General features: G+C 46.3%; 23 protein-coding genes and 1 pseudogene. 15 read left to right on the top strand and 9 right to left on the bottom strand.

Annotated features, from left to right (window positions below; translation table 11 throughout):
* The 7 genes and pseudogenes from Q0386_RS08405 to Q0386_RS08375 all read left to right on the top strand — a co-directional run.
* A pseudogene (locus Q0386_RS08405) lies at positions 1-1,367 on the top strand (MBOAT family protein); the annotation flags it as partial.
* Positions 1,368-1,376: 9 nt separating this feature from the next.
* Entirely contained in the window at positions 1,377-2,495 is a 1,119-nt protein-coding gene (locus tag Q0386_RS08400) for a hypothetical protein (protein WP_299029721.1), read from the top strand.
* A 71-nt stretch (positions 2,496-2,566) separates the two neighbouring features.
* Positions 2,567-3,631, top strand: coding sequence for a flavodoxin-dependent (E)-4-hydroxy-3-methylbut-2-enyl-diphosphate synthase (gene ispG, locus Q0386_RS08395; RefSeq protein ID WP_298946162.1), 1,065 nt, complete (start codon positions 2,567-2,569; stop codon positions 3,629-3,631).
* A gap of 14 nt (positions 3,632-3,645) precedes the next feature.
* Positions 3,646-3,903, top strand: coding sequence for a hypothetical protein (locus Q0386_RS08390; protein WP_297939107.1), 258 nt, complete (start codon positions 3,646-3,648; stop codon positions 3,901-3,903).
* Entirely contained in the window at positions 3,896-4,357 is a 462-nt protein-coding gene (locus Q0386_RS08385; RefSeq protein WP_002946691.1) for a type II toxin-antitoxin system VapC family toxin, read from the top strand. The genes Q0386_RS08390 and Q0386_RS08385 overlap by 8 nt, the downstream gene beginning before the upstream one ends.
* Positions 4,358-4,368: 11 nt before the next feature.
* The gene (locus Q0386_RS08380) at positions 4,369-5,778 is read left to right on the top strand and encodes a replicative DNA helicase (RefSeq protein WP_299029718.1); all 1,410 of its coding nucleotides are present in this window, start codon (positions 4,369-4,371) and stop codon (positions 5,776-5,778) included.
* 23 nt (positions 5,779-5,801) lie between these two features.
* The gene (locus tag Q0386_RS08375; RefSeq protein ID WP_299029714.1) at positions 5,802-7,076 is read left to right on the top strand and encodes a ComEC/Rec2 family competence protein; all 1,275 of its coding nucleotides are present in this window, start codon (positions 5,802-5,804) and stop codon (positions 7,074-7,076) included.
* On the opposite strand, the gene Q0386_RS08370 is transcribed toward Q0386_RS08375, so the two are convergent.
* Genes Q0386_RS08370 through Q0386_RS08355 form a run of 4 tightly spaced genes read right to left on the bottom strand, consistent with a single transcriptional unit; the run spans position 7,073 to position 10,595 of the window.
* A complete protein-coding gene (locus tag Q0386_RS08370) occupies positions 7,073-7,903 on the bottom strand; it encodes a YihY family inner membrane protein (protein ID WP_299029711.1) in 831 nt (276 codons plus the stop codon). The two genes, Q0386_RS08375 and Q0386_RS08370, sit on opposite strands and share 4 nt — an antisense overlap.
* A gap of 15 nt (positions 7,904-7,918) precedes the next feature.
* Positions 7,919-8,494, bottom strand: a complete 576-nt coding sequence (locus tag Q0386_RS08365) for a hypothetical protein (RefSeq protein ID WP_299029708.1) — start codon at positions 8,492-8,494, stop codon at positions 7,919-7,921.
* A 2-nt stretch (positions 8,495-8,496) separates the two neighbouring features.
* On the bottom strand, positions 8,497-9,879 hold the full coding sequence (locus Q0386_RS08360; RefSeq protein ID WP_299029705.1) for an FAD-linked oxidase C-terminal domain-containing protein: 1,383 nt from the start codon (positions 9,877-9,879) through the stop codon (positions 8,497-8,499).
* Positions 9,879-10,595, bottom strand: a complete 717-nt coding sequence (locus tag Q0386_RS08355) for a plasminogen-binding N-terminal domain-containing protein (protein ID WP_299029702.1) — start codon at positions 10,593-10,595, stop codon at positions 9,879-9,881. Before Q0386_RS08355 ends, Q0386_RS08360 begins: the two co-directional genes overlap by 1 nt.
* 114 nt (positions 10,596-10,709) lie before the next feature.
* Between Q0386_RS08355 and Q0386_RS08350 the strand changes: the two genes are divergently transcribed.
* From Q0386_RS08350 to Q0386_RS08325, 6 genes are read left to right on the top strand one after another with little or no spacing between them, the layout of a single operon-like run.
* Positions 10,710-12,566, top strand: coding sequence for a peptidoglycan DD-metalloendopeptidase family protein (locus Q0386_RS08350; protein WP_299029699.1), 1,857 nt, complete (start codon positions 10,710-10,712; stop codon positions 12,564-12,566).
* A gap of 3 nt (positions 12,567-12,569) precedes the next feature.
* The gene (gene mgtE, locus Q0386_RS08345; RefSeq protein ID WP_299029723.1) at positions 12,570-13,943 is read left to right on the top strand and encodes a magnesium transporter; all 1,374 of its coding nucleotides are present in this window, start codon (positions 12,570-12,572) and stop codon (positions 13,941-13,943) included.
* Positions 13,928-14,533, top strand: a complete 606-nt coding sequence (locus Q0386_RS08340) for an NUDIX hydrolase (RefSeq protein ID WP_299029697.1) — start codon at positions 13,928-13,930, stop codon at positions 14,531-14,533. The genes mgtE and Q0386_RS08340 overlap by 16 nt, the downstream gene beginning before the upstream one ends.
* 56 nt (positions 14,534-14,589) lie before the next feature.
* Entirely contained in the window at positions 14,590-15,216 is a 627-nt protein-coding gene (locus Q0386_RS08335; protein WP_299029694.1) for a tetratricopeptide repeat protein, read from the top strand.
* 9 nt (positions 15,217-15,225) lie between these two features.
* On the top strand, positions 15,226-15,873 hold the full coding sequence (locus Q0386_RS08330) for a tetratricopeptide repeat protein (RefSeq protein ID WP_299029691.1): 648 nt from the start codon (positions 15,226-15,228) through the stop codon (positions 15,871-15,873).
* 9 nt (positions 15,874-15,882) lie between these two features.
* Entirely contained in the window at positions 15,883-16,521 is a 639-nt protein-coding gene (locus Q0386_RS08325) for a tetratricopeptide repeat protein (RefSeq protein WP_299029688.1), read from the top strand.
* A 611-nt stretch (positions 16,522-17,132) separates the two neighbouring features.
* On the opposite strand, the gene Q0386_RS08320 is transcribed toward Q0386_RS08325, so the two are convergent.
* Positions 17,133-19,730, bottom strand: coding sequence for a hypothetical protein (locus Q0386_RS08320; protein WP_299029685.1), 2,598 nt, complete (start codon positions 19,728-19,730; stop codon positions 17,133-17,135).
* Positions 19,731-19,902: 172 nt separating this feature from the next.
* Here Q0386_RS08320 and groES point away from each other — a divergent pair, with 172 nt between their 5' ends.
* Together groES and groL are read left to right on the top strand one after the other, a co-directional pair.
* On the top strand, positions 19,903-20,163 hold the full coding sequence (gene groES, locus Q0386_RS08315; protein WP_002946739.1) for a co-chaperone GroES: 261 nt from the start codon (positions 19,903-19,905) through the stop codon (positions 20,161-20,163).
* 21 nt (positions 20,164-20,184) lie between these two features.
* On the top strand, positions 20,185-21,819 hold the full coding sequence (gene groL / locus Q0386_RS08310; protein WP_299029682.1) for a chaperonin GroEL: 1,635 nt from the start codon (positions 20,185-20,187) through the stop codon (positions 21,817-21,819).
* Positions 21,820-22,138: 319 nt separating this feature from the next.
* On the opposite strand, the gene Q0386_RS08305 is transcribed toward groL, so the two are convergent.
* The 4 genes from Q0386_RS08305 to Q0386_RS08290 all read right to left on the bottom strand — a co-directional run bounded on the left by Q0386_RS08305 (position 22,139) and on the right by Q0386_RS08290 (position 25,382).
* Positions 22,139-22,975 (bottom strand): cysteine ABC transporter substrate-binding protein, encoded by an 837-nt coding sequence (locus tag Q0386_RS08305; protein WP_299029679.1) that lies wholly within the window; start codon positions 22,973-22,975, stop codon positions 22,139-22,141.
* Between the two features lie 349 nt (positions 22,976-23,324).
* Complete coding sequence (locus Q0386_RS08300; protein WP_299029675.1) at positions 23,325-24,059, bottom strand: amino acid ABC transporter ATP-binding protein; 735 nt, start codon at positions 24,057-24,059, stop codon at positions 23,325-23,327.
* A gap of 8 nt (positions 24,060-24,067) precedes the next feature.
* Entirely contained in the window at positions 24,068-24,742 is a 675-nt protein-coding gene (locus Q0386_RS08295) for an amino acid ABC transporter permease (protein ID WP_299029672.1), read from the bottom strand.
* Positions 24,729-25,382: an amino acid ABC transporter permease gene (locus Q0386_RS08290; protein ID WP_299029669.1), complete on the bottom strand. Its 654-nt coding sequence runs from the start codon at positions 25,380-25,382 to the stop codon at positions 24,729-24,731. Before Q0386_RS08290 ends, Q0386_RS08295 begins: the two co-directional genes overlap by 14 nt.
* Between the last annotated feature and the right edge of the window lie 93 nt (positions 25,383-25,475).

The raw sequence follows: 25,475 nt of genomic DNA, 5'->3' as shown, positions 1-25,475 counted from the left end.
GGCTTTTTGGTGCTATCGTCGCTATTTTTTTACAGCTGGTGGAACATCGCGTATCTACCGCTAATAGTAGGCTCGATGATATTTAACTACTCTTTTGGGCTAGAGCTTTGTAAAAATAATCCTAAAATTTCAAAAAAAATTCTCCTAGCTCTTGGAATTGCAGCAAATTTGGCCTTGCTTGGGTATTTTAAATACTCCGATTTTTTGATCGGCAACATCAATCTTGCCTTCGGTACGCAGATATCGCACCTAAATTTACTCTTGCCGCTTGCGATTTCGTTTTTTACGTTTCAGCAGATCGCGTATCTGGTAGATAGCGCGGCAGAAGAGAGCGCGAAGCGGTATGATTTTTTAAATTACTGCTTGTTTGTTACGTTTTTTCCGCAGCTAATCGCCGGCCCCATCGTACATCACGAGGAGATGATGCCGCAGTTTGCGAAAACCAAGAACAAAATAATCAACTACAAAAATATCGCTCTTGGGCTTTTTATATTTTCTATCGGGCTTTTTAAAAAGGTCGTTATCGCCGATACTTTTGCCGTTTGGGCGACCGAGGGATTTGACATGGCTGCGAGCTTAAATTTGATCGAAGCTTGGGTCACTAGCCTTAGCTACACGTTTCAGCTCTATTTTGATTTTAGCGGATACTCCGATATGGCGATCGGCGCGGCGCTGCTTTTTAACATCAAACTCCCGATAAATTTCAACTCGCCCTACAAGGCTTTAAATATTCAGGATTTTTGGCGTAGATGGCATATCACGCTAAGCCGCTTTTTGAGAGATTACGTCTATATCCCGCTGGGAGGCAACCGTAGCGGCAAGGTGCGTACGTACGTAAATTTAGCCGCGACCTTCGTGATAGGCGGCATCTGGCACGGGGCGGGCTGGACATTTGTATTTTGGGGATGTCTGCACGGCGCGGGCTGGTCGTTCAAAGGATTTGGAGTGAGCTTGGTTTTAAGCTAAATAAATTCGTAGCTTGGTTTATAACCTTTAACTTCGTAAATATCGCCTGGGTGTTTTTTAGAGCAAAGGAGTGGGACGACGCGCTAAAGGTGCTAAAGGGGATGTTTGGGCTGGGTGGCGGGCTGGCTCTAAATTCCCGGCTAGAGAGAAAGGTCGGTTTTTTGAGGGAGTACGGCGTTAAATTTGGCGAGTGGAATCCAAATATACAAATAGACAGCACAAACACCTTGCTCTACTACTTGATCGCGGGTTTTGCGGTCTCGCTACTGTTTAAAAACTCTGCGCAAAAACTGCAAGGATTTAAGCTAGGCTGGCCAAATTTGACCCTTGCCGTGCTTTGTTTTACGCTGGGCGTTTTAAATTTGCACAAAATGTCTCAATTTTTATATTTTAACTTTTAGGAAAGTCGTATGAAATTTAAAAAATGGACGTTTAGCTTTTTGGCCTCAGCGGCTTTGATTTTCGCGCTTGTAGCGGTTTTTAACTACCTGGTCGATCCATATAGGATTTACGATACCGATATCTTTAAAAATAAACCTAGAGAGGATTTGCAGTCGCGTTTTATGAAGGTTGTAAAGATCCAAAAAATAAGGCCCGCCTCGATATTTTTAGGCAACTCCCGACCGCAAACCGCACTAAATCCTGCGCATAGATACTTTACGCAGCCCTCCTTTAACGCGGCTGTATCGGGGAGCAATCTAAACGAAGCTAAAGCCTATCTAAAGTGGGCGATAAAGCAGGGAAATTTAAAGCAGGCATTGCTCGTTTTTGACGACAAGACGATGTTAGACGGCGGTAGTAAGGCCGATGATTTCGAGGAGTATTTTAAAAATCCTAGCGCGTATAAAATTTTATTTAGCTCTCAGACGCTTCGCGACTCGGTAGCGACTGTCCTAAAATACGGCAAAACGCCGCTTTTTGAGCCTGACGGCAGACGGACCGAGGCGTCGCTACTAGAAGAGGTGCGAAGAAACGGGGGCCACTACGAATACTCCGTAAAAAAGATAGAGGGCGGATATATGGCTGAGCGCAAAAGAGACGAGGTGTCAAGGCTGTCTTATGAAAATTTTATCGAGATTTTAACGGACGCTCATGAAAATAATATAATCCTAGATATCGCGATAAGTCCGCTGCATGCTAGGCTGCTTGAAACGATGGACTACCGAGTCGGGCTTGACGCGGCATGGTACGAGTGGAAAAAGCAGATAACGGCCGTAAACGAAGAGGTTGCCAAGCGTCTAGGAAAAAATCCGTTTAGGATAGTGGATTTTGGCCTTTATAACGAGATAACGGCGCAGGAGCTACCTAAAGACGCAGACCAAGTCTCGCCGTACTACTGGGAGGCTAGCCACTATAATGCAAGACTCGGCGATATGATGTTAGATTTCTTAACGGGGCAGGGCGAGCACGCAGGGCTAGGCGTAGAGATAACTAGCAAAAACATAGACGCGCACATAGAAAATCAAAAAAGCCTGAGAGCTAAATTTATAGATACGCGGGAGTATAGGCGCGAGGTTTTTGGCGAGTAGGTTTTGGGGCGGTAAATTTATTTAAAAGCCAAGATTTTATATAATCGCACAATAAAATTTAAAGGCTAAATTTGCAAAGATACCCCACAAAACAGATCAAGATTAGGGACGTAAAAATAGGCGGAGATGCGCCCATATCGGTGCAGTCGATGACGTTTAGCAAAACAAAAGACGTAAAAGGCACGCTAGAGCAGATACAGCGGCTTTATTTTGCCGGTTGCGATATCGTGCGCTGTGCAGTGTTTGACAAAGAGGACAGCGCCGCGCTGCGCGAGGTCGTGAAGGCTAGCCCGCTACCCGTCGTCGCCGATATCCACTTTAACCATAACTACGCCGTGATCGTTAGCGAGTTTGTCGATGCTATCCGCATAAATCCGGGCAACATCGGCTCAAAAAAGAACATCAAAGCCGTCGTGGACGCGTGCAAGCAGCGAAATCTACCTATCCGTATCGGAGTAAACTCAGGCTCGCTAGAAAAGCAGTTTGAGGACAAATACGGTCGCACGGTCGAAGCGATGGTGCAAAGCGCGCTTTATAATATAAATTTGCTCGAGGATTTTGATTTTACCGATATCAAAATCTCGCTAAAATCAAGCGACGTCGAGCGCACGATGGCCGCTTACCGCGCGCTTAGGCCGCTCGTGGCGTATCCGTTTCACCTGGGCGTGACGGAGGCCGGCACTAGCTTTCACGCGACGGTAAAGTCTGCGATCGCGCTAGGCGGACTGCTACTGGAGGGTATCGGCGACACGATGCGAGTTAGCATCACGGGCGAGCTCGAGGAGGAGATCAAGGTCGCAAAAGCGATCCTAAAAGACAGCGGCCGCCAAAAAGAGGGGCTAAACATCATCTCGTGCCCGACCTGCGGGCGTTTGCAGGCTGATCTTATGGCTGCGGTAAAGCTCGTCGAGGAAAAGACCAAACACATCAAAGAGCCGCTAAACGTCTCGGTGATGGGCTGCGTCGTAAACGCGATCGGCGAGGCTAAGGGTGCGGACGTAGCGATAGCATTTGGCAAAGGAAACGGCATGATAATGCGCAAAGGCGAGGTGGTCGCGAGGCTGCCCGAGAGCGAGCTAGTCGATAGATTTTTACTAGAGATCGACGACGAGATAAAGTCTCGCCAGGCGCACTAAATCAAAGGAAAAACATGCAAACTACGACATTTCACATCGAAATACCAAGCGACAGAAGCGATCTAATCGCGATAGCTACCACGCTGTCAAACGAAGTAAAAAAGCTAATTGCGGCCGATAAATTAAAAAGCAAAAAGAGCGTGCCAAGTCTTGAAATCATGCGATTTGCAGGCATAGTAAAGGGTAAGGCTGGTCAAAATTTAGACGATATAAAAGAGCTAAAAATCGCCGATAAAAAATATATGAAAAAAAGATACGGCATAGATGGCTAAAATTTTCCTTGATAGCAATATTTTGATTGATTTTTTAGTCGAAGAAAGAGGCGCTCTAAATTTGGCGGCCGTTAAACTTTTTGAAAATTTTAGTGCTAGTGACACTATTTGTTACTCATTCGGTAGTATAAGCGATGTGGCTTACGTGCTAAAAAAATGTTATAAAATTTCAGATGAAATTATTTTGGATTTTTTTAGCGCATTATCGTGGACGTCAAATTTTAAATGTCTACCGCTATCTAATGATGGGCTATCGCTGGCGTGCGAATACGCAAAGAGCGAGTTAAAATCTGGGCGCAAGATAGACTTTGAGGATGTTTTGCAGTATTTTTGCGCGCTAGAGGGCGGCTGTGAGGCGATCGTCACAAACGACAAAACCTTTCCAAAACTACAAATAGCCTTAAAGCGCACGGATGCTAATCTTGAAGATTACGCGCCGAAACAAAAAATTTAAACGGATAAAAAATGGCAAAAGAAAACATCGATATGCACAATCTCTATGATCTAGATATGGAGCGCGCGATCCTCGCGTCCATAATCTATAGCGCGGATAATCTAAGCGAGATTTTCGATATCCTAAGTCCGTTTGATTTTTACCTGCGCGCTCACGGCGACGTTTACGACGCGATGGTAAAGTGCCTAAATGAAAATTTGCCTGTAGAAACGGGATTTTTAAAAACCAAGCTGGGAAGTAAATTTGACGAGAACGTGATGAGCGAGATCATCGGCACGAACTCGATCCTGGACGTCAAAAAGTACGCCAATGAAATCAAAGAAAAATCTATCAAGCGAAGCTTAGTAAAAATCGCGCACCAGATACCTAGCAAAGTGAGCGAGGATAAGCCTAGCCGCGATATGGTGGACGAGCTGAGTCAGAGTTTTTATTCGCTAGTGGACGGGCAGAGTGCGGGCGCCATCAAGGACGCTGCCATCATCATCGCAGACGTCATTGCGCACCTAGAAAAGCAAAAACTGCTCGAAGATAAGGATATCGTGGGCATCGACACGGGCTTTCGCCAGCTAAACGAGATGACGAAGGGCTTTAAGCACGGCGATCTCATCATCATCGCGGCGCGCCCGGGTATGGGGAAAACGACGATTTGTCTAAATTTGATGAACCACGTGCTGATGCGCGGCGGCGGAGTCGTATTTTTCTCTCTTGAGATGCCTGCCGAGCAAATCATGCTGCGTATGCTAAGCGCCAAAACCTCGATCCCGCTGCAAAACATAATGACTGCTAAAATGGATGACGAGGAGTGGTCGCGTCTAAGCGATGCGTGCGAAGATATGGCTAACCGCAAGCTTTTCGTCTATGATAGCGGCTACGTAAACATCCACCAGATCCGCACGCAAATGCGCAAGCTCAAGTCCGCCCACCCAGAGATCACTCTATGCGTCATCGACTATATCGGCCTCATGATGGCTACGTCAAATTTCTCCGACCGCCACCTGCAGATCGCCGAAATCTCGCGCGGACTAAAGCTACTAGCACGCGAACTAGACATGCCTATCATCGCGCTTAGCCAGCTAAACCGCAGTCTGGAGTCGCGCGCTAACAAACGCCCGATGCTAAGCGACCTGCGCGAATCAGGCGCCATCGAGCAAGATGCTGATATGATACTTTTTGTGTACCGCGACGAGGTTTACCGCGAGCAGGAGGAGAAAGAAGCCGAGAAAAAGGCGCACGCCGAGGGCAAGGAGTACGTGCGTAAATTCGTCCCTAATAAGATCGAAGAGGACGCCGAAATCATCGTGGGCAAGAACCGAAACGGTCCGGTCGGCACGGTAGAAGTAATATTTCAGAAGGAATTTACGCGCTTTGTCGATAAAAGTTTTGGCGCCGCGCACGTGGCGGAGTTTAACCCAAACGCCTAAAATGCGCCCTTTAAGCTCAAATTTTGCAAAAGCCGCAACGTAAATCTATCTTTGAAAGCGCGCGCGAGGTTTATATATTTTGCCTTGCGTGCGCGCTCGTTTTTGCACTAAATTTGGGCTTTAGCTACTATAAATTTCGCGAATTTAAAGCCCAAAACGGCGTCATCTTACAAGCTAAAATTTTACAAAACTACGAAAAAACGAACGAAAAAGGCAAAGTTTACCGCGTTTTAAAGCTTAAAACGAATGATTTTAGCTTTTATACGACGACGCTGGCGGACTTTGATGCGCAGGCAAACGAGCAAATTTTAATCGGCGCCGAAAACAAAAACGTCAAATTTAAAGAGTATCTAAGCGGCTCGTTTTTTATGCCAAGCTACGGTATCTCGGAGCTTCGCTACGTCGCCAGCCCTGAGCCGTTGCGAGATAGAATTTATGATTTTATCTCCGCGCAGCACGAAAGCGAAAAAATGACCGAGCTTTTTACCGCGCTTTTTCTTGCCGCACCCGTCGGTAAGGAGTTGCGCCAAGACGTAAATTTCTACGGCGTAGCGCACCTGATCGCGATTTCGGGTTATCATTTGGGACTGATTTTTGGCTTTTTATATTTTATCATGCGTCCGATTTACCGCTATTTTCAGGCACGATATTTTCCGTATCGAAACGCCAAATTTGACCTCTCGGCCGCGATCTTTGCGGTTTTGTTTTGCTATCTTGCTCTTATCGGCTTCGTGCCGTCCTTTTTGCGAGCGTTTTTGATGAGCTTGCTGGCTCTGTTTTTGCTCGCTAGAAACGTGCGTATAGTGAGCTTTGAGCTACTTTTTGTCGTGATTTGCGCCGCCGTAGCGCTGATGCCGAGCCTGCTTTTTAGCGTCGGATTTTACTTTTCGTGTTCGGGCGTGTTTTATATTTATCTCTACCTGCGACACTTTGGCGAGCGATTTTCAAATTTGACGCATGCTATCTTGCTAAATTTTTGGGTATTTTCGGCGATGATTTTACCCGTGGTTTACTTTTTCCCGCTCGTTAGCGCCCAGCAGCTAGCCGTCTTGCCGCTCACGCCGCTTTTTAGCCTGTTTTATCCGCTAAGTGCGCTTTTGCACGCGTTTGGCGCTGGCGGCGCGCTTGATGAATATTTGCTCGAATTTCTCTCGTGGCGTGCAAAGGGCGTAAATTTGAACGTGCCGTTTTGGCTATTTTTACTCTATAATGTGCTAAGTTTAGCGAGTGTCAAAAGCAAAATTTTAGCCGCCGTTATCGTGCCGCTAAATTTACTCTGCTTTGCCGCGCTTTTTTAAGCTTCTTTGTCGCTCTCGCCCGCTTTTTCCAGATACGCACACAGCTTCACGCCGTAGAGAAATATGATCCACGATACGTAAATCCACACGAAAAACAGCAGCACCACCGAAAACGAGCCGTAGATGCTGAGGTATGTTTTGTTATTTGCGGCGTAAAAGACGAAGATGTTTTTGCCCAGATACCAGATGAGTGAGGCCACAAATGAGCTAAAAAGCGCGTTTTTTATGGCGATTTGGCGATTTATAGAGATGAGATAGGTCACGCAAAATATCGCCCAGATGATGAGGTACGGGAATATGCTAAGAAAATTTATCCACTTCGTGTAAGCGCTGGAGTTTAGCATATCCTGGAATAAATTTGAGAGATAAAAACTAAGCCCAAGCCCCAAAGGAGCTAGCGTAATGAGCGTCCAGTAAGCACTCAGCGAGTTCCAAAATTTGCGGCTTTGCGTGTGCATGATGCGGTTGATGACGTATTCGTAATCGGCAAAAAACATGATCGAAGTAAAGATGATGGCACCAAGTCCGAGGATGCCTAGGCTCGAGCTGTTTTGTAAAAAGGTCTCGATGTAGTTTGAGATCGCGTCTTGGTTTGAGGGTAGCAGCTGGGCAAATATAAATTCCTTGATCTTGGCGTAATAGACGCTAAAGCTAGGCATCTGCGTAAAGAGCGAAAGCGAGATGAGTAGTACGGGGATGATGGATAGCATCGTGTGAAAACTCAGACTCGATGCGTAGTGCAATAGCTGTTTGTCCTTGATCTTTAGCATCGCCGTGAGCCAAATTTTAAGTGTCTCTTTTATCTTTTCAAATTTTTGCGAGGTCATTTTGGATCCTTAAATTTAACTGCTTATGGGTTTAAGGTTTTTAAATTTGACGTTTTTTCGTATCATTTTTTCTAAATCATCCATGTCTTTTCTCGCATATAATAGCCCAAACCCAAACTTGGTATCGCCGCTCTCGCTTTTTATTTTGAATACTTTTTCATTGTTCCTGAGGGCAACTCCGACATCATAAATCATTTCGTCAAATTTAACTTCATAGGCGCGTTTAAAGCCAAGCAATCCTATCTCTTTTGAGATGCCGTCTTGCTTAACTCTTATGCCTTTTTGCATCAGGGTATAAAAAGCGAAAGCCAACAAGCAAACCGACAGCATATCGTAAAGAAATAGCAGCAGATGGTAGTCGGCGAATAAATTTTTATCTGCTGCTCTGCCTAATAGCGACATTGTGCCGCAACATGAGAACATTAAAAAGTACATTATCTTTAAAAACGGATCGGGGCGTATAAATAAATCTTCGCAATCAACTTGTTTAAAGGATATTTCGTCATTTTTCCTAAAAAGCACTACAACCATAAAAATAATTACCAAGGCGTCAAGGACTATTTTTAAAAAATCAGCTACGCCTTGCGCCAAATTTACAACCCCATTTTAAACGGGTTTAGGATGTTGTTCGGGTCAAACGCCTTTTTGATACTTCTAAAAAGCTCCATCTCTGCGTCCGTAAAGGCAAGCGGCATAAACTCGGCCTTGCTAATGCCGATACCGTGCTCGCCGCTAAGCGTGCCGCCAAGCTCCACCGCGATCTTAAAAATTTCCTCGATCGCCTTGTGTCCGCTCTCTACTTGCGCCGGGTCGGCTTTGTCCACAACCATGACGTTGGTATGTACGTTGCCATCGCCAGTGTGTCCAAAGCACGGCACCTGCACGCCGTATCTTTCCGCCACTCCGCCGATACGCTCAAGCAGCTCCGGCAGTTTTGAGCGCGGCACCGTGATATCCTCGTTTAGCTTTAAATTTCCGTAGATATTTATCGCCTGTGAGCAGTTACGGCGGGCAAACCAAATGTCGTTTCGCTCGCCCTCGTCTTTGGCGCGTCTAAATTCGCTAGCGCCGTTTTCTCTAAACACTCGCTCTATCGTGGCTAGATCCTGCTCCAGACCGTCTAAAACGTCGCCGTCTACGTCGGTGATGAGCAAGGCGCCCGCATCTTGCGGTAGGCCTTTGTTAAATTTAGTCTCGACCGCGCGTATGCAAAGAGCGTCTAAAAACTCCATGGCTACGGGCGTTACGCCTGCTGCCATCGTCTTATAAACGGCGTTCATCGCGGCGTTTACGCTAGGGAAAATTCCCATCGCCGTTTTTCTAAATTTAGGCTTTGCGATGAGCTTTAGCGTGATCTCGGTTATTACCGCTAGCGTGCCCTCGCTGGCGATTAAAATGCCGGCGATATTATATCCTGCGACGTCTTTTATCGTGCGTTTGCCCGCGCGGATCACTTCGCCGTTAGGCAGCACCGCTCGTAGCGCCATGACGTAGTCTTTGGTGATGCCGTATTTTGCCGCGCGCATGCCGCCCGCGTTTTCGCTCACGTTGCCGCCTAGCGTCGAGTAGTCCTGGCTGGCGGGGTCCGGCGGGTAGAAAAGGCCTAGCTTCTCGGCTTCGCGCTGTAAATTTATATTTATGCATCCGGGCTGTACGACTGCGACCATGTTTTGCATGTCGATCTCTAGGATTTTGTTCATGTGCTTTTCAAAAGCAAGCACCACGCCGCCCTCGTGCGCTAGCGCTCCGCCCGTAAAGCCGCTACCGGCACCCCTAGGTACGATTTTGACTCCGTTTTCGTTGCAGTATTTTAAAATCTCGCTAACGTCGCGCTCGTCTCTAGGGAAAAGCACGCCGTCTGGTAAATGCCGCTTTTTCGTCGCGTCGTAGCAGTAGGCGATCCTGTGCGCGTCGTCAAAGTAGGCGTTGTCCGCACCTAGTAAATTTACAAAAAATTTAGCGTGTTTTTCGTGCATCATTTCTCTTTCAAAAGAGCTTTGTAGTGGCGGTCAAAGTCGCTGATCTGCTCTGAGCCCCATTTCCAAAATACCGTATCGATATCCTTGACGCGAGTGTAGAAAGGTAGCTGGTAGTATTTGACCGCGCCGCTTTGGAAGCGTTTTAGCGGCTCGAAACTCTGGCAGTCGGCAAAAAGCGCTTCGTTATTCATAGCGATAAATATTAGCCCCGCAGCGCTTTGGTTGCACATTTTGCGAAAGTCGTCGCGGCTAGGGTTTGGCTTATACTCGTAGCTTAGGTATGAGCCCACGATATCCGGGTGGATAAAGGTGATATCTTTAAACGCGTTCGTTACTTCGGCGTAAATTTCTTTGTTCGGCACGATGATGAGCGAGCGGTTGTAGAGGTAGTTTAGGATGATCTCGTCGCCGCTTTTAGGCAAAATTCCCGGTATCGGTAGAGCTTTTTGCGCTAACGTGTCAAATACCTCGAATCGTACCTTTGCAAAGCCGCCGCCTTTTTGCGTGACGACCGCGCGAGCGATGATTGAGCTTTGAGCGCCGTCAAATTTATGCATCACGACGCCGCTACTACCTACGACGATATCTGAGTTGTCTATGATCGTGCCTACGCCCTCATCCACGCTTATTAGCGGGGTTTTATACTCTCTCATCGAAAACTCGGCCGCAAAGCTAAGGCAAGCCGCCGCTAAAAATAAAAGAAATTTTTTCAAAATTTATCTCCTGAAAGTTTGAAATTTTAGCGCTCATTATATCTGAAACTGGCTTAGTTTTGCAAAATGTAAGTAATTTTCGAGTAAAATACGACTTTTAAATCAAGGGAATTTATGAGGAAATTTTCATTAGCTTTACTGCTGACGGTAAATTTATTCGCCGCAGAGCCTATACAACCTACCATCCAGGAGCTTAGCTGGCCTAACGGAGATACGTTTTTAACGTTTTTAGAGAAAAACTCCATCCCGCTTTCTCTTTATTATGATATGGATTCGGACGATAAGGAGTTTGTAAGCGAGATAAAAGCGGGCATCTCGTATCAAATTTTAAGAGACGAAAAAGGCGTGATAAGCCAGGTGCTAATCCCCGTAAACGAAGAACTTCAAGCGCAAATTTATAAAGACAACGACGGAAAGTATAATTTTCAGCTTTCCTCGATTTCGTATCAGACGCATAGGCGCGTGCTTAGTATGCCTATTACGGTTTCGCCGTCGCAAGATATCCAAGACGCTACGGGCAGCGCGGCTTTGGCGCACGGATTTTATCTGGCGATGAAGAGCGAAGTGCCGGAAAGCGAGTTTAAAAAGCTAAAAAAAGGCGACAGGCTAGCGATGGAATACACGCAAAAAACTAGGCTCGGACGAACGTTTGGCATGCCGGAAATACACTGGGCGTCGATACAAATCGGCGATAAAAAATACGTTACGTATAAATTTGAAAATAAATACTACGACAAAAGCGGTAAGAAAAACGATAAATTTTTGCTAACCAGACCGATAGCAAACGCCCGCATCACCTCTCCTTTTACGCCAAAGCGCTATCATCCGATACTAAAGCGTTACAAAGCGCATCTGGGCGTGGATTACGGCGCTCCTAAAGGTACTCCGATAAAGGCGGCCGGCGACGGAACGGTTAAATTTGTCGGAACCAAAAGCGGCTACGGCAAGGTTGTCATCGTCGGGCACGTCGGCGGCTACGAGACGCTATACGCGCATTCTAGCGGCTTTGCTAAGGGCATACAAAGCGGCGTAAAAGTAAAGCAGGGGCAACTCATCGCTTACGTAGGCAGTACCGGCATGAGCACGGGCTCGCACCTGCATTTCGGCGTTTATAAAAACGGCAATGCTATAAATCCCGAAAACGAGATAAAGGTGGCTAAAAATATCTTTGCCCAGACGGAAAACGCTAAATTTCAAAAATATATAAAACAGTTTGAAAACAAGATAAAAGAGTATGCCAACAAGGATGAAATCCCTGAAAAAGAGCAGAAATTTGATGCGGCGATGGACTGGGAGCATCCTATAACCGAGCCAAAAGCAGACATAAATTTGACGATGACGGATGCAAATTCTACCTTTTCTAGTGGAGATTTAAATTTAACTACGGAGACGAAAAGGGCAGAGGAAAATTTAACTAACATCGGCTCTTTAAAAACCGATATAAATTTGACAAAAGAGACAAAGGGTGACAACAAGGAAGACAATGCAACCAAAACCGAAGCAAATTTGACGAGCGAGCTCGTAAGCAGTAGCGACGATGTAAATTTGACGGACTCAAATTTAACTAAATCAGAGTCAAATTTGACCGTGCAGCCAACGGCCGAAAGCAACTCCTCTGGAACCAAAACGGACGCGAACGAAATGACAAATTTAGCCGCGGCAAAGAGCGCGAAACAGGAGTCAAATTTGACCTCTGCAAAAGCGTCAAACAAGGCGACAAGCAAAACTGAGCCAAAAAAATCAAGCAAAGAGGCGAAAAAGTCAGAGTCAAATTCGTCCGCTAAAAATAAAGACAAAACAAAACAGACGGATAAGAAAAAGGACAAAAAAAATCAAGAAACCAAAACCGAGACCAAAAAGAAAAAAGACGTAAACGCCAGCAAAGATAAGTCTAAAAAGCAAAAAGACGCCGCCGATAAAAAGGCCAAATCAAAAGGTAAAACCGCCGAGTCAAGCGACAAAAAGAAGTAAATGATGGAAGAAAACGAGCAATTAAACGAAGCCAAAGAGCTGCTAGACTCGCACCTAAACGAGACGATCGATAAGGAACTAAGCCCCGCCGACCTCGCTCAGCACCTAAAAACGCTTAAAAAGCACGATGAGGAGCTGTTTGGCGAATATCTCGAAAAGCTAGATCCAGAGATCCTGGGCGACGTAGCGATCGAGATGCCCGATCACATGCTAAAGGACGTGATCGAGCAGATACCCAGCGACAAGATCATCGAGGCGATCGAGGAGCTAGAGAGTGACGACGCCGCCGAGCTTTTGGAGTATATCGAGGAGATCGATGAACAAAAGGCTAAAGAGCTCTTTGACGGCCTGGACAAGGACGATCAGGAGGAGATTTTACGTATCCGCAGCTACGACGAGGGCGAAGCGGGTGCGTTCATGCAGACGGAGCTTTTTAGTGCGCATATCGACGAGCAGCTAAAAACGGCGGTTGAGCGGCTAAGACGCGAGAAGGAAGAGGGTAAACTAGAAAACGTCTCGCAGCTGTTTATCACCGATAAAAAGGGCGTTTTGCTCCATGCGGTACCGCTTGAGGATCTGATACTATTTGACTTTAACCAAACCTTAAGAGAGATCATCGCAAAGAGCGAAGAGGATAAGTATAAGCCCAACGTAGCCGTCGATAACGAGCCTATCGAGACGGTCGTAGAAACGGTCGAAAACTACGATATGAACTCGATCGCGGTCATCGATAGCAAGGGCTATTTGCTCGGTCGTATTACCACCGACGATATCCACGACTTTATAAAAGAAAGCGCCACGGAGCAAATTTATAACCTAGCCGGCGTCGACGATGAGGCTGAGGAAGAGGATACGAGCCTGGTTAAGGCCACTCGCGCGCGCGCCGTTTGGCTGCTTATAAATTTATTTACCGCGCTTATTAGCTCCTCTATCATCGGGCTTTTTGACGAGACGATAGCTAGCTACGTAGCGCTCGCGGTACTGATGCCTATCGTCGCATCCATGGGCGGAAACACCGGCACGCAGGCGCTTACGGTTACCGTGCGCCGACTAACTCTGGGAGAAATCGAGTTTAAAAACGCCGCTGTCGCACTAAAACGTGAGGTAGGCATCGCGCTCATAAACGGGCTAACCTTTGCTTGCTTGATGGGCGTCATCGCTTCGATTTGGTTTAGTCGCCCGATGCTAGGCGTGGTTATCGGTGCTTCGATGTTGATAAATTTGTTTTTCGCCGGATTTTTCGGTACTTTGATACCGCTGAGCTTAAAGAAATTTAACATCGATCCGGCCGTCGGCTCGGCCGTGCTGCTTACCACCGTTACCGATACGGTCGGATTTTTTAGCTTTTTAGGACTGGCAAAATGGATACTGCTGTAAAAAATATCAAGATAGAAAATTTAACCTCTCCGCGCTACGTAAAGCCGTATCAAATTTCCTTTGATCTGTGCGGAAAGCCCGTCAGATGGGAGTGCGTCAAGGCTCACGACAGCGTCTCGGCTCTACTTTATCATGCGGATAAAGACGCGTTTTTGCTGGTTAAGCAGTTTCGCCCCGCCGTTTGGTTTAACATCCAAAGCGCAAAAACGGGGCCGCTAAATTTAACGCAAGAGGGCGAGGAAGGCTATACCTACGAGCTTTGCGCGGGGCTAATGGATAAAGGTAAAAGCGAAGAGCAGACCGTCATCGAGGAGATCGCCGAGGAGACGGGCTTTGCGGCTAGTAGGGTAGAGCGCATAACCTCCACGCGCGGCGCGCTAGGTTTTGGCGGAGCGAGGCAGACGATGTTTTTTGCCGCGATAAACGACGATATGAAAATCGGCGAGGGCGGTGGCATAGACGGCGAAAATATCGAGCTAGCATACGTGCCGGTTAAAGATGCGCGCAAATTTATGTTTGACGAGAGTAAAAGCAAGGCCGCGGGACTACTTTTTGCTTTTATGTGGTTTTTTGATAAATTTAACCGCTAGAGCGTCAAATTTGCCGGGCTTAGTTTGCTTGGGATAATTAAATTTAAGGAGAATAAATGCTAAGAAAAATCGCTTTAACCGTATTTTTGGCAGTATGGGCTTTTGGGCTGGGCGCATTTGAGGAGGCTGCGGCCGAGCTAGCGCAAAACGAGTATGATAAGGCTTTAGAGTTATTTGAGAAGTCCTGCGAGGAGAAAAACGCCGCAGGCTGCTATGCTGCAGGCTTTATAAACGACAATAACTTTGCCAAAGATTCAAATGCTACCAAGAGCTTTGCGCAGTTTTCTAAAGCCTGCGAAATGGGCGATATGGACGGGTGTAAATCTCTAGGCGATATCTATGAAAACGGCCGCGGCGGTCAAGAGATAGATGATAAAAAGTCTATGCAGCTTTATCAAAAAGCCTGCAGCGGCGAAGTAGGCGCGGCTTGTTGGAAATTAGCTGGCTATTACGACGAGGGCACAGGCGTAGAGCGAAATTTAGCAGAGGCGTTTAAATTTTATAAGGCGGCTTGCGGCTATGAGGATGCTGACGGCTGCTTCGCGCAAGCTGATATGTACGAAAAAGGCGACGGCGTAAAAAAAGACGTCGCAAAGGCGTACGAACTTTACGGTTTAGCCTGCGATTACGGCTCTATGAGCGCTTGCGCCGAGTTTAGACGACTCTACAAAGACAAAAAATAAGGATCCGCGATGTTTAAGAAAATTTATTCAACTCTACTTTTAGTCGCTCTAGCGTCGGCGCAGACGGACTTTGAGGTTGCTACGAAAAAATACCTACAGAACGTAAATAGCAAAAAAGCGGCGTCGCTTTACGAAAAATCGTGCAAAAGCGATAAAAACGCCGTAAGCTGCTATATGGCGGCATCGATAAAATCGCTTACGATTTATGATCAAGATAACGCAGATATGCAGTCTGAGATATTTTCGCAGGCCCTTGCGCTATATAAAAACGCCTGCGAGCTAGGCTACGCGCGAGGCTGCGAGGTAGCCGGCGATCTTTACGACGCGCCGACTTTGCAAGATGAAACCGGCGCAGACGAAACAGACGGCGAAAAGTCGGCTGAATTTTACGAAAAAGCCTGCGAGACAAAAAACGCAGACGCTTGCCTAAGGATAGCTAAAAAATACGACGATGCCGCTAAATTTACCGATGCGCTAAAATATTATAAACTTGCTTGCGAGACCGGAGAGGGCGAGGGCTGCTATAATGCGGCAGATATCTACGAATCAGGCGACGCAACGCCTAAAAACGATGCTCAAGCGGCTAAATTTTACGACCTAGCTTGCCAAAATGGGTTTAATCGAGGTTGTGTTAAATTTAAAAAACTTAGCAAATAGGAGGATGCGTTGAGAAAGATTATTTTGGCTGCGATCTTAGCGGCAGCGGCTTTTGGCGGGGATTTTGAGGAGGCTGCCAAAGCGCATATAAAAGCGTACGATACCCAGCGCAGTATGGATTTGTTTGAAAAGTCGTGCAGTAGCGAGAAAAACGGCGCAGGCTGCTATTTGGCGGCGTTTTTGGGCGAACAAAACGGCAAATTTAGCGACGAGGACGGCAGCAAAAAAGCATTTGCCCTATATGAAAAAGCTTGCAAGCTCGGCGATATGGACGGATGCGCGGCCGTAGCGGGGGCTTACGACGGTAATGCGCTATGGGGCGTAGTCGAGTCGGATTATGAAAAGGCGGCGGGACTTTACGAAAAAGCCTGCGAGGGCGGAGTCGGCGAGGCGTGCGTGAGAGCGGCCGAGCACGGTAACGGCGAATACGGTGGCACAAAAGACCCGCAAAAAGCCCGCAAATACTACAGGCTAGCTTGCGACTTCAAGGACGCGCAGGGTTGTTACGCTCTAGCTCGCGGATATGAAAAGGCGGATCAAGGCGCAAAAGACGATAAAAAGGCGATGGAGCTTTACGGCCTTTCTTGCGACTATGGATACGATATGGGTTGCGCGAAATTTAGGGAACTTGTTAAAAAAACAAAATAAAAATCTGCGCCTCGCTCAATTTTGCTTGTCTGACGAGCGGGGCTTAAATTTAGCGGCAAATTTAACTAGCCGCTGTTTTGATTTTTAGGCAAGCGTTGATTTGGCTTTGAGCTTTGCGCAACGCCCGCTTCTAAAACTTCTATCATTTAAAATTTACTATTTTGGCTTTGCTTGGACGCCTTTTTAAGTACACCGCGTATCTGCCGCCAAAATATCTCCCTTGAATCTGTCTTGGTTAAATTTGCCACCGTCTCGCTCGGTTAAATCAAATTTGATCTGATTTAACGCTCCGCAGTTTAAATTTAACAGCGAAATAGTGTGTCAAATTTGACGTTAAGCTAAATTCTAAATCAAGCCGTAAATTTAAGCAACAAAGTCCAAAATCAATTCAGGCAACGATGTCGTCAAATTTGGCGACCGCAAAGCCCCTTTCAAATTTACCGCCCGGTAAATCGTAAATTTAACCGCCTAGCTAAGCGGTCAAATTTAGCCCAGTAGCCCAAATTTGACGCGCCTAGCAAACGGGCTCCGGCTTAAATTTACCGCACTTGCCGCACTTATTTTGCTCAAATTCGGCGTCAAATTTACCGCCGCACTTGGCTCAAATTTACCTAAAATAGCCCTTTAAGAAGCCCTTTTATCGCATCTTTTTTTGCGTCTTTTTTCGCATCGCCCGTGGTGCCGTTTTCGTCGTCTTTGCCGAATTTCTTATCCAAAAATCTATCGAGCTCCTTAACCGCCTTGCTCTTTAGGTAGTCCGAGCCGATCGTGTATTTTGGGTTGTCGCTGGTGCCCGTGACGGTGATGTCGATGTCGGTTTTTTCGTAGTTCATTTTTATCGGCACGTTTACAGCTTTGGTTGCCATATCGTATTTGCCGCTAGTTACCCAGACTCGGCTTCTAGTCGCGTTCATATCGGCGTTAAAGTCGATGAGGTTTTTGTTTATCGTTCCTTTTATTTTGCTGTTTTTATAGATTTCGCTTGTTATGTCGCGTCCTGTGAAGGTCCTTACCTGCTCGGTAAAATCGGTCTTTGCAAGCTTGCCGTCATTTACGGCGACGTCAAATTTACCTTTTTGCGAGGCGAGATTATAATCCATCGTCATATCGCCGGTGCCGTCGTATACGTGCGAGAGGCCCAAAAAGTCGGTGAGGCCTTTGGCGGTGAAGCTTTTTAAATTTGCGTTTAGGATGTCGTCTTTTAAGACTGCTTTAAGATCGCCGTTAAAGAGCCGCGAATTTACGTTCGCGCTTAGCTTTTCGCCTGTTTTAGTCGCGTCGCCGATAACTAGCAAAGGCCCGTAAAGCGGCCTTCCGACCAAAAACTCGATCTCTTTTAACTCCCTTATGCTAAGCTCAAAGTCCGCCTTCGCCGAGTCGCTTTCAAGCTCGTAGTCGCCTTTTAGATTTTTTAGCGCGATTAGGTTTTTGTTCGCGTTTGAGACGAGGTTTGCTACCGCGTCAAATTTAGCCTTGCCGCCGTTTATAGCGACGTCCGCGTTTGCGTCGAATTTCGTGCCGTTTGGGAAGCGCTTATCTAGCTCTTTTGCTACGACGACGCTATTTACTATTCCGTTTTTGACGTTAAATTTAGCCGTACCGCTGAGATTTTTCGGATCGAGCCCGCTTAGGTTTACCGTTCCGTCGATCACGGCGTCGGCGTAGTTTGGCAGCGCAGCCAGCGTAAATGCGTCTTTTAGCGAAAGCGCGCTTAGATTTGCCGCGAGTTTTTCGTTTTTGAGGTTTGCGTCTATCTTGCCGCCTAGAGCGTTTGCGTTTAGAACTAACTCGCTAAGTGCGCCCTTTGCGAGTTTTGCCGCGCCTTTGACGTCCACTTTGCCAGATAGTTTTTTGCCGATTAGCTCTTCAAATTTACCCAGATCATCGATACCTGCGTCAAATTTGACGTCCGCGTTTTTATCATCCAGTCCGTAAACGCCGCTTAGGCTCTTTAGTTTTAGAAGCTCGGAGTTTAGCGAGGCATCAAATTTGGCTTTTGAGCTTGCAACGTCGGCGTTTGCGTTTAGTTCAAAGGCTAGCGGTTTGCTTAAATTTATCTCCTTTGCGACCTGTTTTAGCTCGGCCGGATTTAGCCGTGCGTTTTTGGTGGCGAGCTTAACAGAGCCCGAGATATTTTGCGTGTTGTGCACGTCGTTTAGTACCGCTTCGCCGCTGATCGTTCCGCCGACAAATGCCGGGAAAGCGGCAATTTTAATGAGTTCGTCAAGCTTTAGCGAGCTGATTTTGGCGATTAGCTTGCCGCCGTTTAGCACCGCATCGACGTTACCGCCAAATCCCTCGATCTTTACGTCGAAGTTTTTTAGCTCGCCTGCCGTAGCTATGACATTGCCGTTTGCTTTAAACGCTCCGCTAAGCTTTTGCCCCACGATGGGCTCAAATTTGGCCAGATCGTCTACGATGAGCTTGACGTCGCTGCTTAGGGTGTTTGAGTTTGGATCGTAGATCGTCTTGTCGCTGCCGATCGTCGCTAGCGGCGTGATTACCGCGCTTTTGGCGTTTACGATGCCGTCTTTGACGTCGGCTACGATTTTGCCGTTTGCGGCGAAATTTGACGGCAGAGTGACGTTAAAATCTTTTGCGATGAGCGCGTTATCGGCTTTTACGTCCAAGATATCGATGTTTGCGGTGCCGTTTGGCTTGCCGCCGCTTTCTACGATATTTGCGACGGCGGAGATTTTACCGCGCGCGTAGATAGGCTGACCCGCTAGCGCTAAAGCTTTTTCGACCTCTAAATTTTTAGCGTCGAGCTTTAAAGAAAGCGGCTTATAGTCTTTTAAATTTGCGTCAAAACTGACGTTTGAGCCTAGCATTTGGCCTACTCCGCTAGCGGTGAAATCGCTAAATTTGCCTTTTGCGATGCCTGAGATTTTCATAGCTTCGCTTAGCTTGACGCCCAGGCTTTTTAGATCGCTAACGGCGACGTCGTATTTTAGATCGAGGCTTTGCGAGAAAATCGAAAGTCCGCCGTTTACGTTCGCCACGATCTCGCCGTTTACGTTAGCTACGATATCTACGCTCGTCGGACGGATCTGAAATTTGTCAAATTTGACGTCAAATCCACTTTTTTCTTTAATCAAATTTTGGGCATACGGCTTAACGAAACCGTTGCCAAAATCTGTAAAGGCCGCGACGTAAGCCGCGATAAGCAAGGCAAAAACCAGTCCTAGCAGGGCGCCTAATATTTTCATCGTCTATCCTTTAGATTTAGTTTAATTTTATTATGAAACTTGAGCCGACTATACTAAGACTTGTTAAGAATTTTAGCTAAATTATTGACAAATTCTAAAAATTTGACTATAATTTCATCACTCAAAACAAAAGAGTGCTAAAAAAGTAAAATCAAACCATAAAGGATGAATCATGAATTTTCAACCGTTAGGCAAACGAGTCTTAGTCGAGCGTCTCGAGGACGTCAAAACGACCGCTTCTGGCATCATTATACCCGATAATGCAAAAGAAAAACCTTTAAGTGGCAAGGTTTTGGCGGTATCAAGCGAGGTAGAAGGCGTGAGCGTGGGCGATAGCGTAGTTTTTGCAAAATACGGCGGCACAGAGGTCGTGCTTGACGGCAAGACGTATTTGGTTCTAAAAATCGAAGACGTTTTGGGCGTTTTAAAATAATCTAAATTTAAAGGAATAGAAATGGCAAAAGAGATATTTTTTTCAGACGAGGCTAGGAACAAACTATACGAAGGCGTTAGAAAACTAAACGACGCTGTAAAAGTAACGATGGGGCCTCGCGGCAGAAACGTGCTAGTGCAAAAGAGTTTCGGCGCTCCAGCGATCACAAAAGACGGCGTAAGCGTAGCTAAAGAAGTAGAGCTAAAAGACGCTCTAGAAAACATGGGCGCAGGCCTAGTAAAAGAGGTTGCTAGCAAGACAAACGACGAGGCGGGCGACGGCACGACTACGGCTACGGTTTTGGCGCACTCTATCTTTAAAGAGGGCTTAAGAAATATCACAGCAGGCGCAAATCCGGTCGAGGTAAAACGCGGTATGGATAAAGAGGCCGCAGCTATAATCGCCGAGCTAAAAAGCTTATCGCGCAAGGTAACCGATAAAAAAGAGATCGCGCAGGTAGCGACTATCTCGGCAAACTCAGACTCTGCTATCGGCGGACTGATCGCAGACGCGATGGAAAAAGTCGGCAAAGACGGCGTCATCACCGTCGAGGAAGCAAAATCTATCCACGACGAGCTAAACGTGGTCGAGGGTATGCAGTTTGACCGCGGATATCTAAGCCCATACTTCATCACAAACGCCGAAAAGATGCAGGTCGAGCTAAGCAATCCGTTTATCTTGCTATTTGATAAGAAGATTACAAATTTAAAAGATTTGCTACCTGTGCTTGAGCAGATCCAAAAAACAGGCAAGCCGCTACTAATCATCGCTGAAGATATCGAGGGTGAGGCTCTTGCGACGCTAGTGGTAAACAAGCTTCGTGGCGTACTAAACATCTCTGCGGTTAAGGCTCCTGGTTTTGGCGACCGCAGAAAAGCGATGCTTGAGGATATCGCGATATTAACAGGCGGCGAAGTAGTGAGCGAAGAGCTGGGCAGAACGCTAGAAAGTGCGACTCTAAGTGACCTGGGTCAAGCTTCAAGCGTCATCATCGACAAAGACAACACGACTATCGTAAACGGCGCAGGCGAGAAATCTGCAATTGACGCTAGAATCATCCAAATAAAAGCTCAAATCGCAGAAACCACAAGCGACTACGACAAAGAAAAACTGCAAGAGCGCCTAGCTAAGCTAAGCGGCGGCGTAGCGGTCATCAAGGTTGGCGCTGCTACCGAGACTGAGATGAAAGAGAAAAAAGACCGCGTAGACGACGCTCTAAGTGCGACTAAAGCGGCCGTAGAAGAGGGTATAGTAATCGGCGGCGGCGCTGCGTTTATCAAAGCGAGCGCAAAAGTGGATCTAAAACTAAGCGGCGACGAAGCTATAGGCGCTGATATCGTAAGACGCGCGCTAACCGCTCCTCTCCGCCAGATCGCTGAAAATGCGGGCTTTGACGCGGGCGTAGTAGCAAACTCCATAAGCGTAAGCAAAGACGACAACTACGGCTTTAACGCAGCTACGGGTGAGTATGTGGATATGTTTAAAGCCGGCATCATCGACCCAGTCAAGGTTGAGCGCGTGGCTCTTCAAAACGCGGTCAGCGTGGCGAGCTTGCTTCTAACCACGGAAGCTACTATAAGCGAGCTAAAAGAGGACAAACCGATGCCTGCTATGCCTGATATGAGTGGTATGGGCGGTATGGGCGGCATGATGTAATACGCCTTTATCTGCGGAAGGCTCAGGCTTTCCGCAGGATTTATTTTAAACTTTCTTTATAATTTTTACAAAAAATCCACAAAATTATCCTTTCTAATAATTAAAAAATATCCTTGAACTCTATAGCGATTAAAATTTACAAACTTTGATATGTGAGCTTAAATTGGATCAAATTTGCTTTAATAAGAAGCAAGCGTAAAATTTTAGTCATATTTAAAATATTGCAACGGTGGGTTGTGTGCGGGTGGTAAATTTACCTAATGCTTTAAATTTTAAAATGTATAGAATGAAAAAGTCGGAATTTCTTCCGACTTTGGTTTTATAGTTTGCCGCCTTCAATGACGAGAGATTCCGGATTTACGCTATCGCCGTAGATCGGTTTTAGCGTGGCGTCATAGTTTTTATGGAAGAAATTTTCCTTGCCAAGCTCTACAATCTCGTTATTTAGCCACTCAAGTAGCGCTTTGTTGCCCTTTTTGACCGCAGGCGCGATGACGTCGACCTCGCCTAGAGCTTCGATACCGACGGTAAAGCCAGGATTTTCTTTAGCCCACGCAAAAAGCAGCGCGTTATCGTGCGCTAGTGCCGCGCCTCTTTTATCTACCAAAGCGGCGAAGGTTTCGGTGTTTTGGTCGTATTTTATAAGCCCGATGTCAGGGTGATTTTTCGTGAAATACGCGTCCGCAGTCGTGCCTTTATTGACGATTAGTTTTTTGCCTTTTAGCTCGTCCACGCTTTTTATGACCGCACCGTCCGGGCTAACTACGCCTAGCGACACTTTCATATACGGAAGCGCAAAATCAACGACTCTAGCGCGCTCCGGCGTTTTCGTAAAATTTGCCAAAGTGATGTCGACTTTGTCGGCTACTAGCACTTCTACGCGGCCTGCCGCTTCTACGAGTTCGAATTTAACTTTGCTCTCGTCGCCCAGCAGATCCTTTGCGATGCGTTTGGCGAAGTATATGTCATAGCCTTGGTTTTTGCCCTCTTTATCGACGTAGCCAAACGGCGGTTTGTCGCTAAAGACGCCCACGCGCACGTATCCGCGCTCTTTGATTTTAGCCAAAGCGTCAGCTTCGGCAGCCTGCAAATTAGCCTGACCCGTTAGAAAGACGGCGGCGAATGTTGCCAAAAATGAAAACAGAAGTTTTCTCATTCTTTCTCCTTTAAAATAAAGTGTGCAAAATATACAAAAGCTTGGCTAAAATGCGACTAAATTTGTACTTTTTTGGATGGCTGGCGCAGAGAATAATCAAATTTTGTTTAAAAACGTAACGCTAGATTTAAAATGGAGTGAAAAATTTACTCAATATAAATTTGCAAATTTAATTTTAAATTTAAGAAATGGCTAGCGGATCAAATTTGCACTGGTTATTTTGAGTAAATTTGAGTTAAAGCATGATGTTAAATCTAGGTTATTTAAATTTAACGAAAGGGAAAAGGCTTAACAGCTAAATTTGACAAAAAGCTTTCAAATTTAGCCAAAAAACGTCAAATTTAAGCCCCTAAAACGAAAACAAATTTAAAAATTTCTTCGCGCGTTCGCTTTTTGGATGCGTGAAAAATGCCTCGGGCTCGCTCTCCTCGACGATTTTGCCCTCATCCATGAAGACGATACGATTTGCTACCGAGCGTGCAAAGCCCATCTCGTGCGTTACGATTAGCATCGTCATGCCGTCTTTTGCGAGGTTTATGACGACGTCTAGCACCTCGCGCACGATCTCGGGGTCTAGCGAGGCCGTTATCTCGTCAAACAGCATGATCTCTGGCCTCATGCAAAGCGCGCGCACGATGGCGATACGTTGCTTTTGTCCGCCGCTAAGCTCCTTTGGATAGGCGTATTTTTTGTGTTTTAGGCCAACTTTTTCCAGCCACGCTTCGGCCTCTTTTTCGACCTCTTCGCGGTTTCTTTTTTGCGCTTTTACCGGGCCTAGCACGATGTTTTCAATGACGTTCATATGGTCAAACAGCTCGTAGTTTTGAAAAACCATGCCCACTTTTTGTCGGATTTTTATCCAGTCTTTGTAGTCTTTGTCGATCTTTTCGCCAGCTATTTCTATCTGCCCGCCATCAAAGGGCTCAAGGCCGTTTATGCAGCGCAAAGTTGTGCTTTTGCCGCATCCTGACGGCCCCAGGATCACGACCACTTCGCCGTTTTTGACGCTAAGGTCGATGCCTTTTAGCACCTGCAAGTCGCCGTAAGATTTGCTTAAATTTGAGAGTTTTAAAATTTCGCTCATTTGATTCCTTATGCCCATCTGTTTTCAAGTATCTTGGATAGTTTTGAGATAGGATAGCAGATGAGAAAATATAATAAAAATATAAAGCCGTATATCCAAAACGGCACGGTCGGGTTGGCGGTTAGGCTCGCCGCCTCGATCGTTTGCTGTCCGACTTTTAGCAAGTCGGGTACGCCGATGAGGGCGACGATCGGGGTGGTTTTGATGATACGGCTTAGCAAATTTACGCCCGCAGGCACTAGGCGACGCGTGGCTAGCGGGATCACGACGTAAAGATAAATTTGAGTCTTGCTAAGCGCCAGGGCCGCCGCACTCTCAAACTGATGCCGCGGTATCGATACGATCGCGCCGCGCACGATATCCATCATCTCAAACACGCCCCACAGGCTAAAGACGATGAGCGAGGCGTTAAATTTGGAGATATCGAGCCCAAATGTCTTGCTCGCGCCGTAGTAAAATAAAAATAGCCAGACGATTTGAGGCATTATACGTACGATTTCGAGGCAAATTTTTAGGACGAAAAAGATAAATTTGTTTTTCGAGCTCATAGCCACGCCCAAAAACGTGCCTAAAACAAGGGAGATCGCGATCGAGATGGCTGAAATCTGCACGCTCATCCACAGCCCCTCGAAAATCAGCCGCTTTAAAACTAGCGGGTCGAATAAAATGCTAACTCCGTCCAACTCTCATCCTTTTCTCAAGCCAAAATAACACCAAAGATATCGGCAAAATGATAATCAAATAGCTAACGACGAGCATAAAAAGCGCCTCGTCTGTCTTGTAGTAAAGTCCGATAAGATCCTTCGCGACGTAGACTAGATCAGCAAGCGCTACTATACTAACGATACTGGTCTCTTTTAGTAAAAATATGACGTTTGCACTGATACTTGGAAGCGCCACGCTAAAGGCTTGTGGCAATATGACATATCTTAGAAGCTGGTTTTTGCTAAGCGCGATGCTTAGCCCTGCTTCTATCTGCGACTTTCTAACCGCTTCAAAGCCAAGTCTAAAGCTCTCGCTCATATAGCTGCCACCAAGAAAGCTAAGTCCAGCGACCGCACAGGTAAAACCACTCATCGAAATTCCAAGCTTTGGCAAGCCGTAGTATAAAAAAAATAGCTGGATGAGAAGTGGTGTGTTTCTTGAGAGCTCAACGTAGCAATCAACAATCTTTGAGAGAAATTTTAGCTTGTAAAATTTCACAGTCATACAAAAAATACCTATCAAAATAGAAAAAATGATCCCTAAAAAAGCAATCTCAATCGTAAGCACCCCGGCTTTTACAAAAAGAGGGTAAAATTTCTCAATAAACTCAAAATCCATAAACTTTAATCCAATCTGAAAAATGGATGTATTTTATCTCAATAATCATAAATTTAAAACTAATTAGGTATTATCGCAACTTAATTTTAAGCT

Origin of the sequence: uncultured Campylobacter sp., from assembly GCF_938045625.1 — a bacterium.
Lineage (GTDB): Bacteria > Campylobacterota > Campylobacteria > Campylobacterales > Campylobacteraceae > Campylobacter_A.
This window is presented reverse-complemented; position numbering and strand designations above follow the sequence as displayed.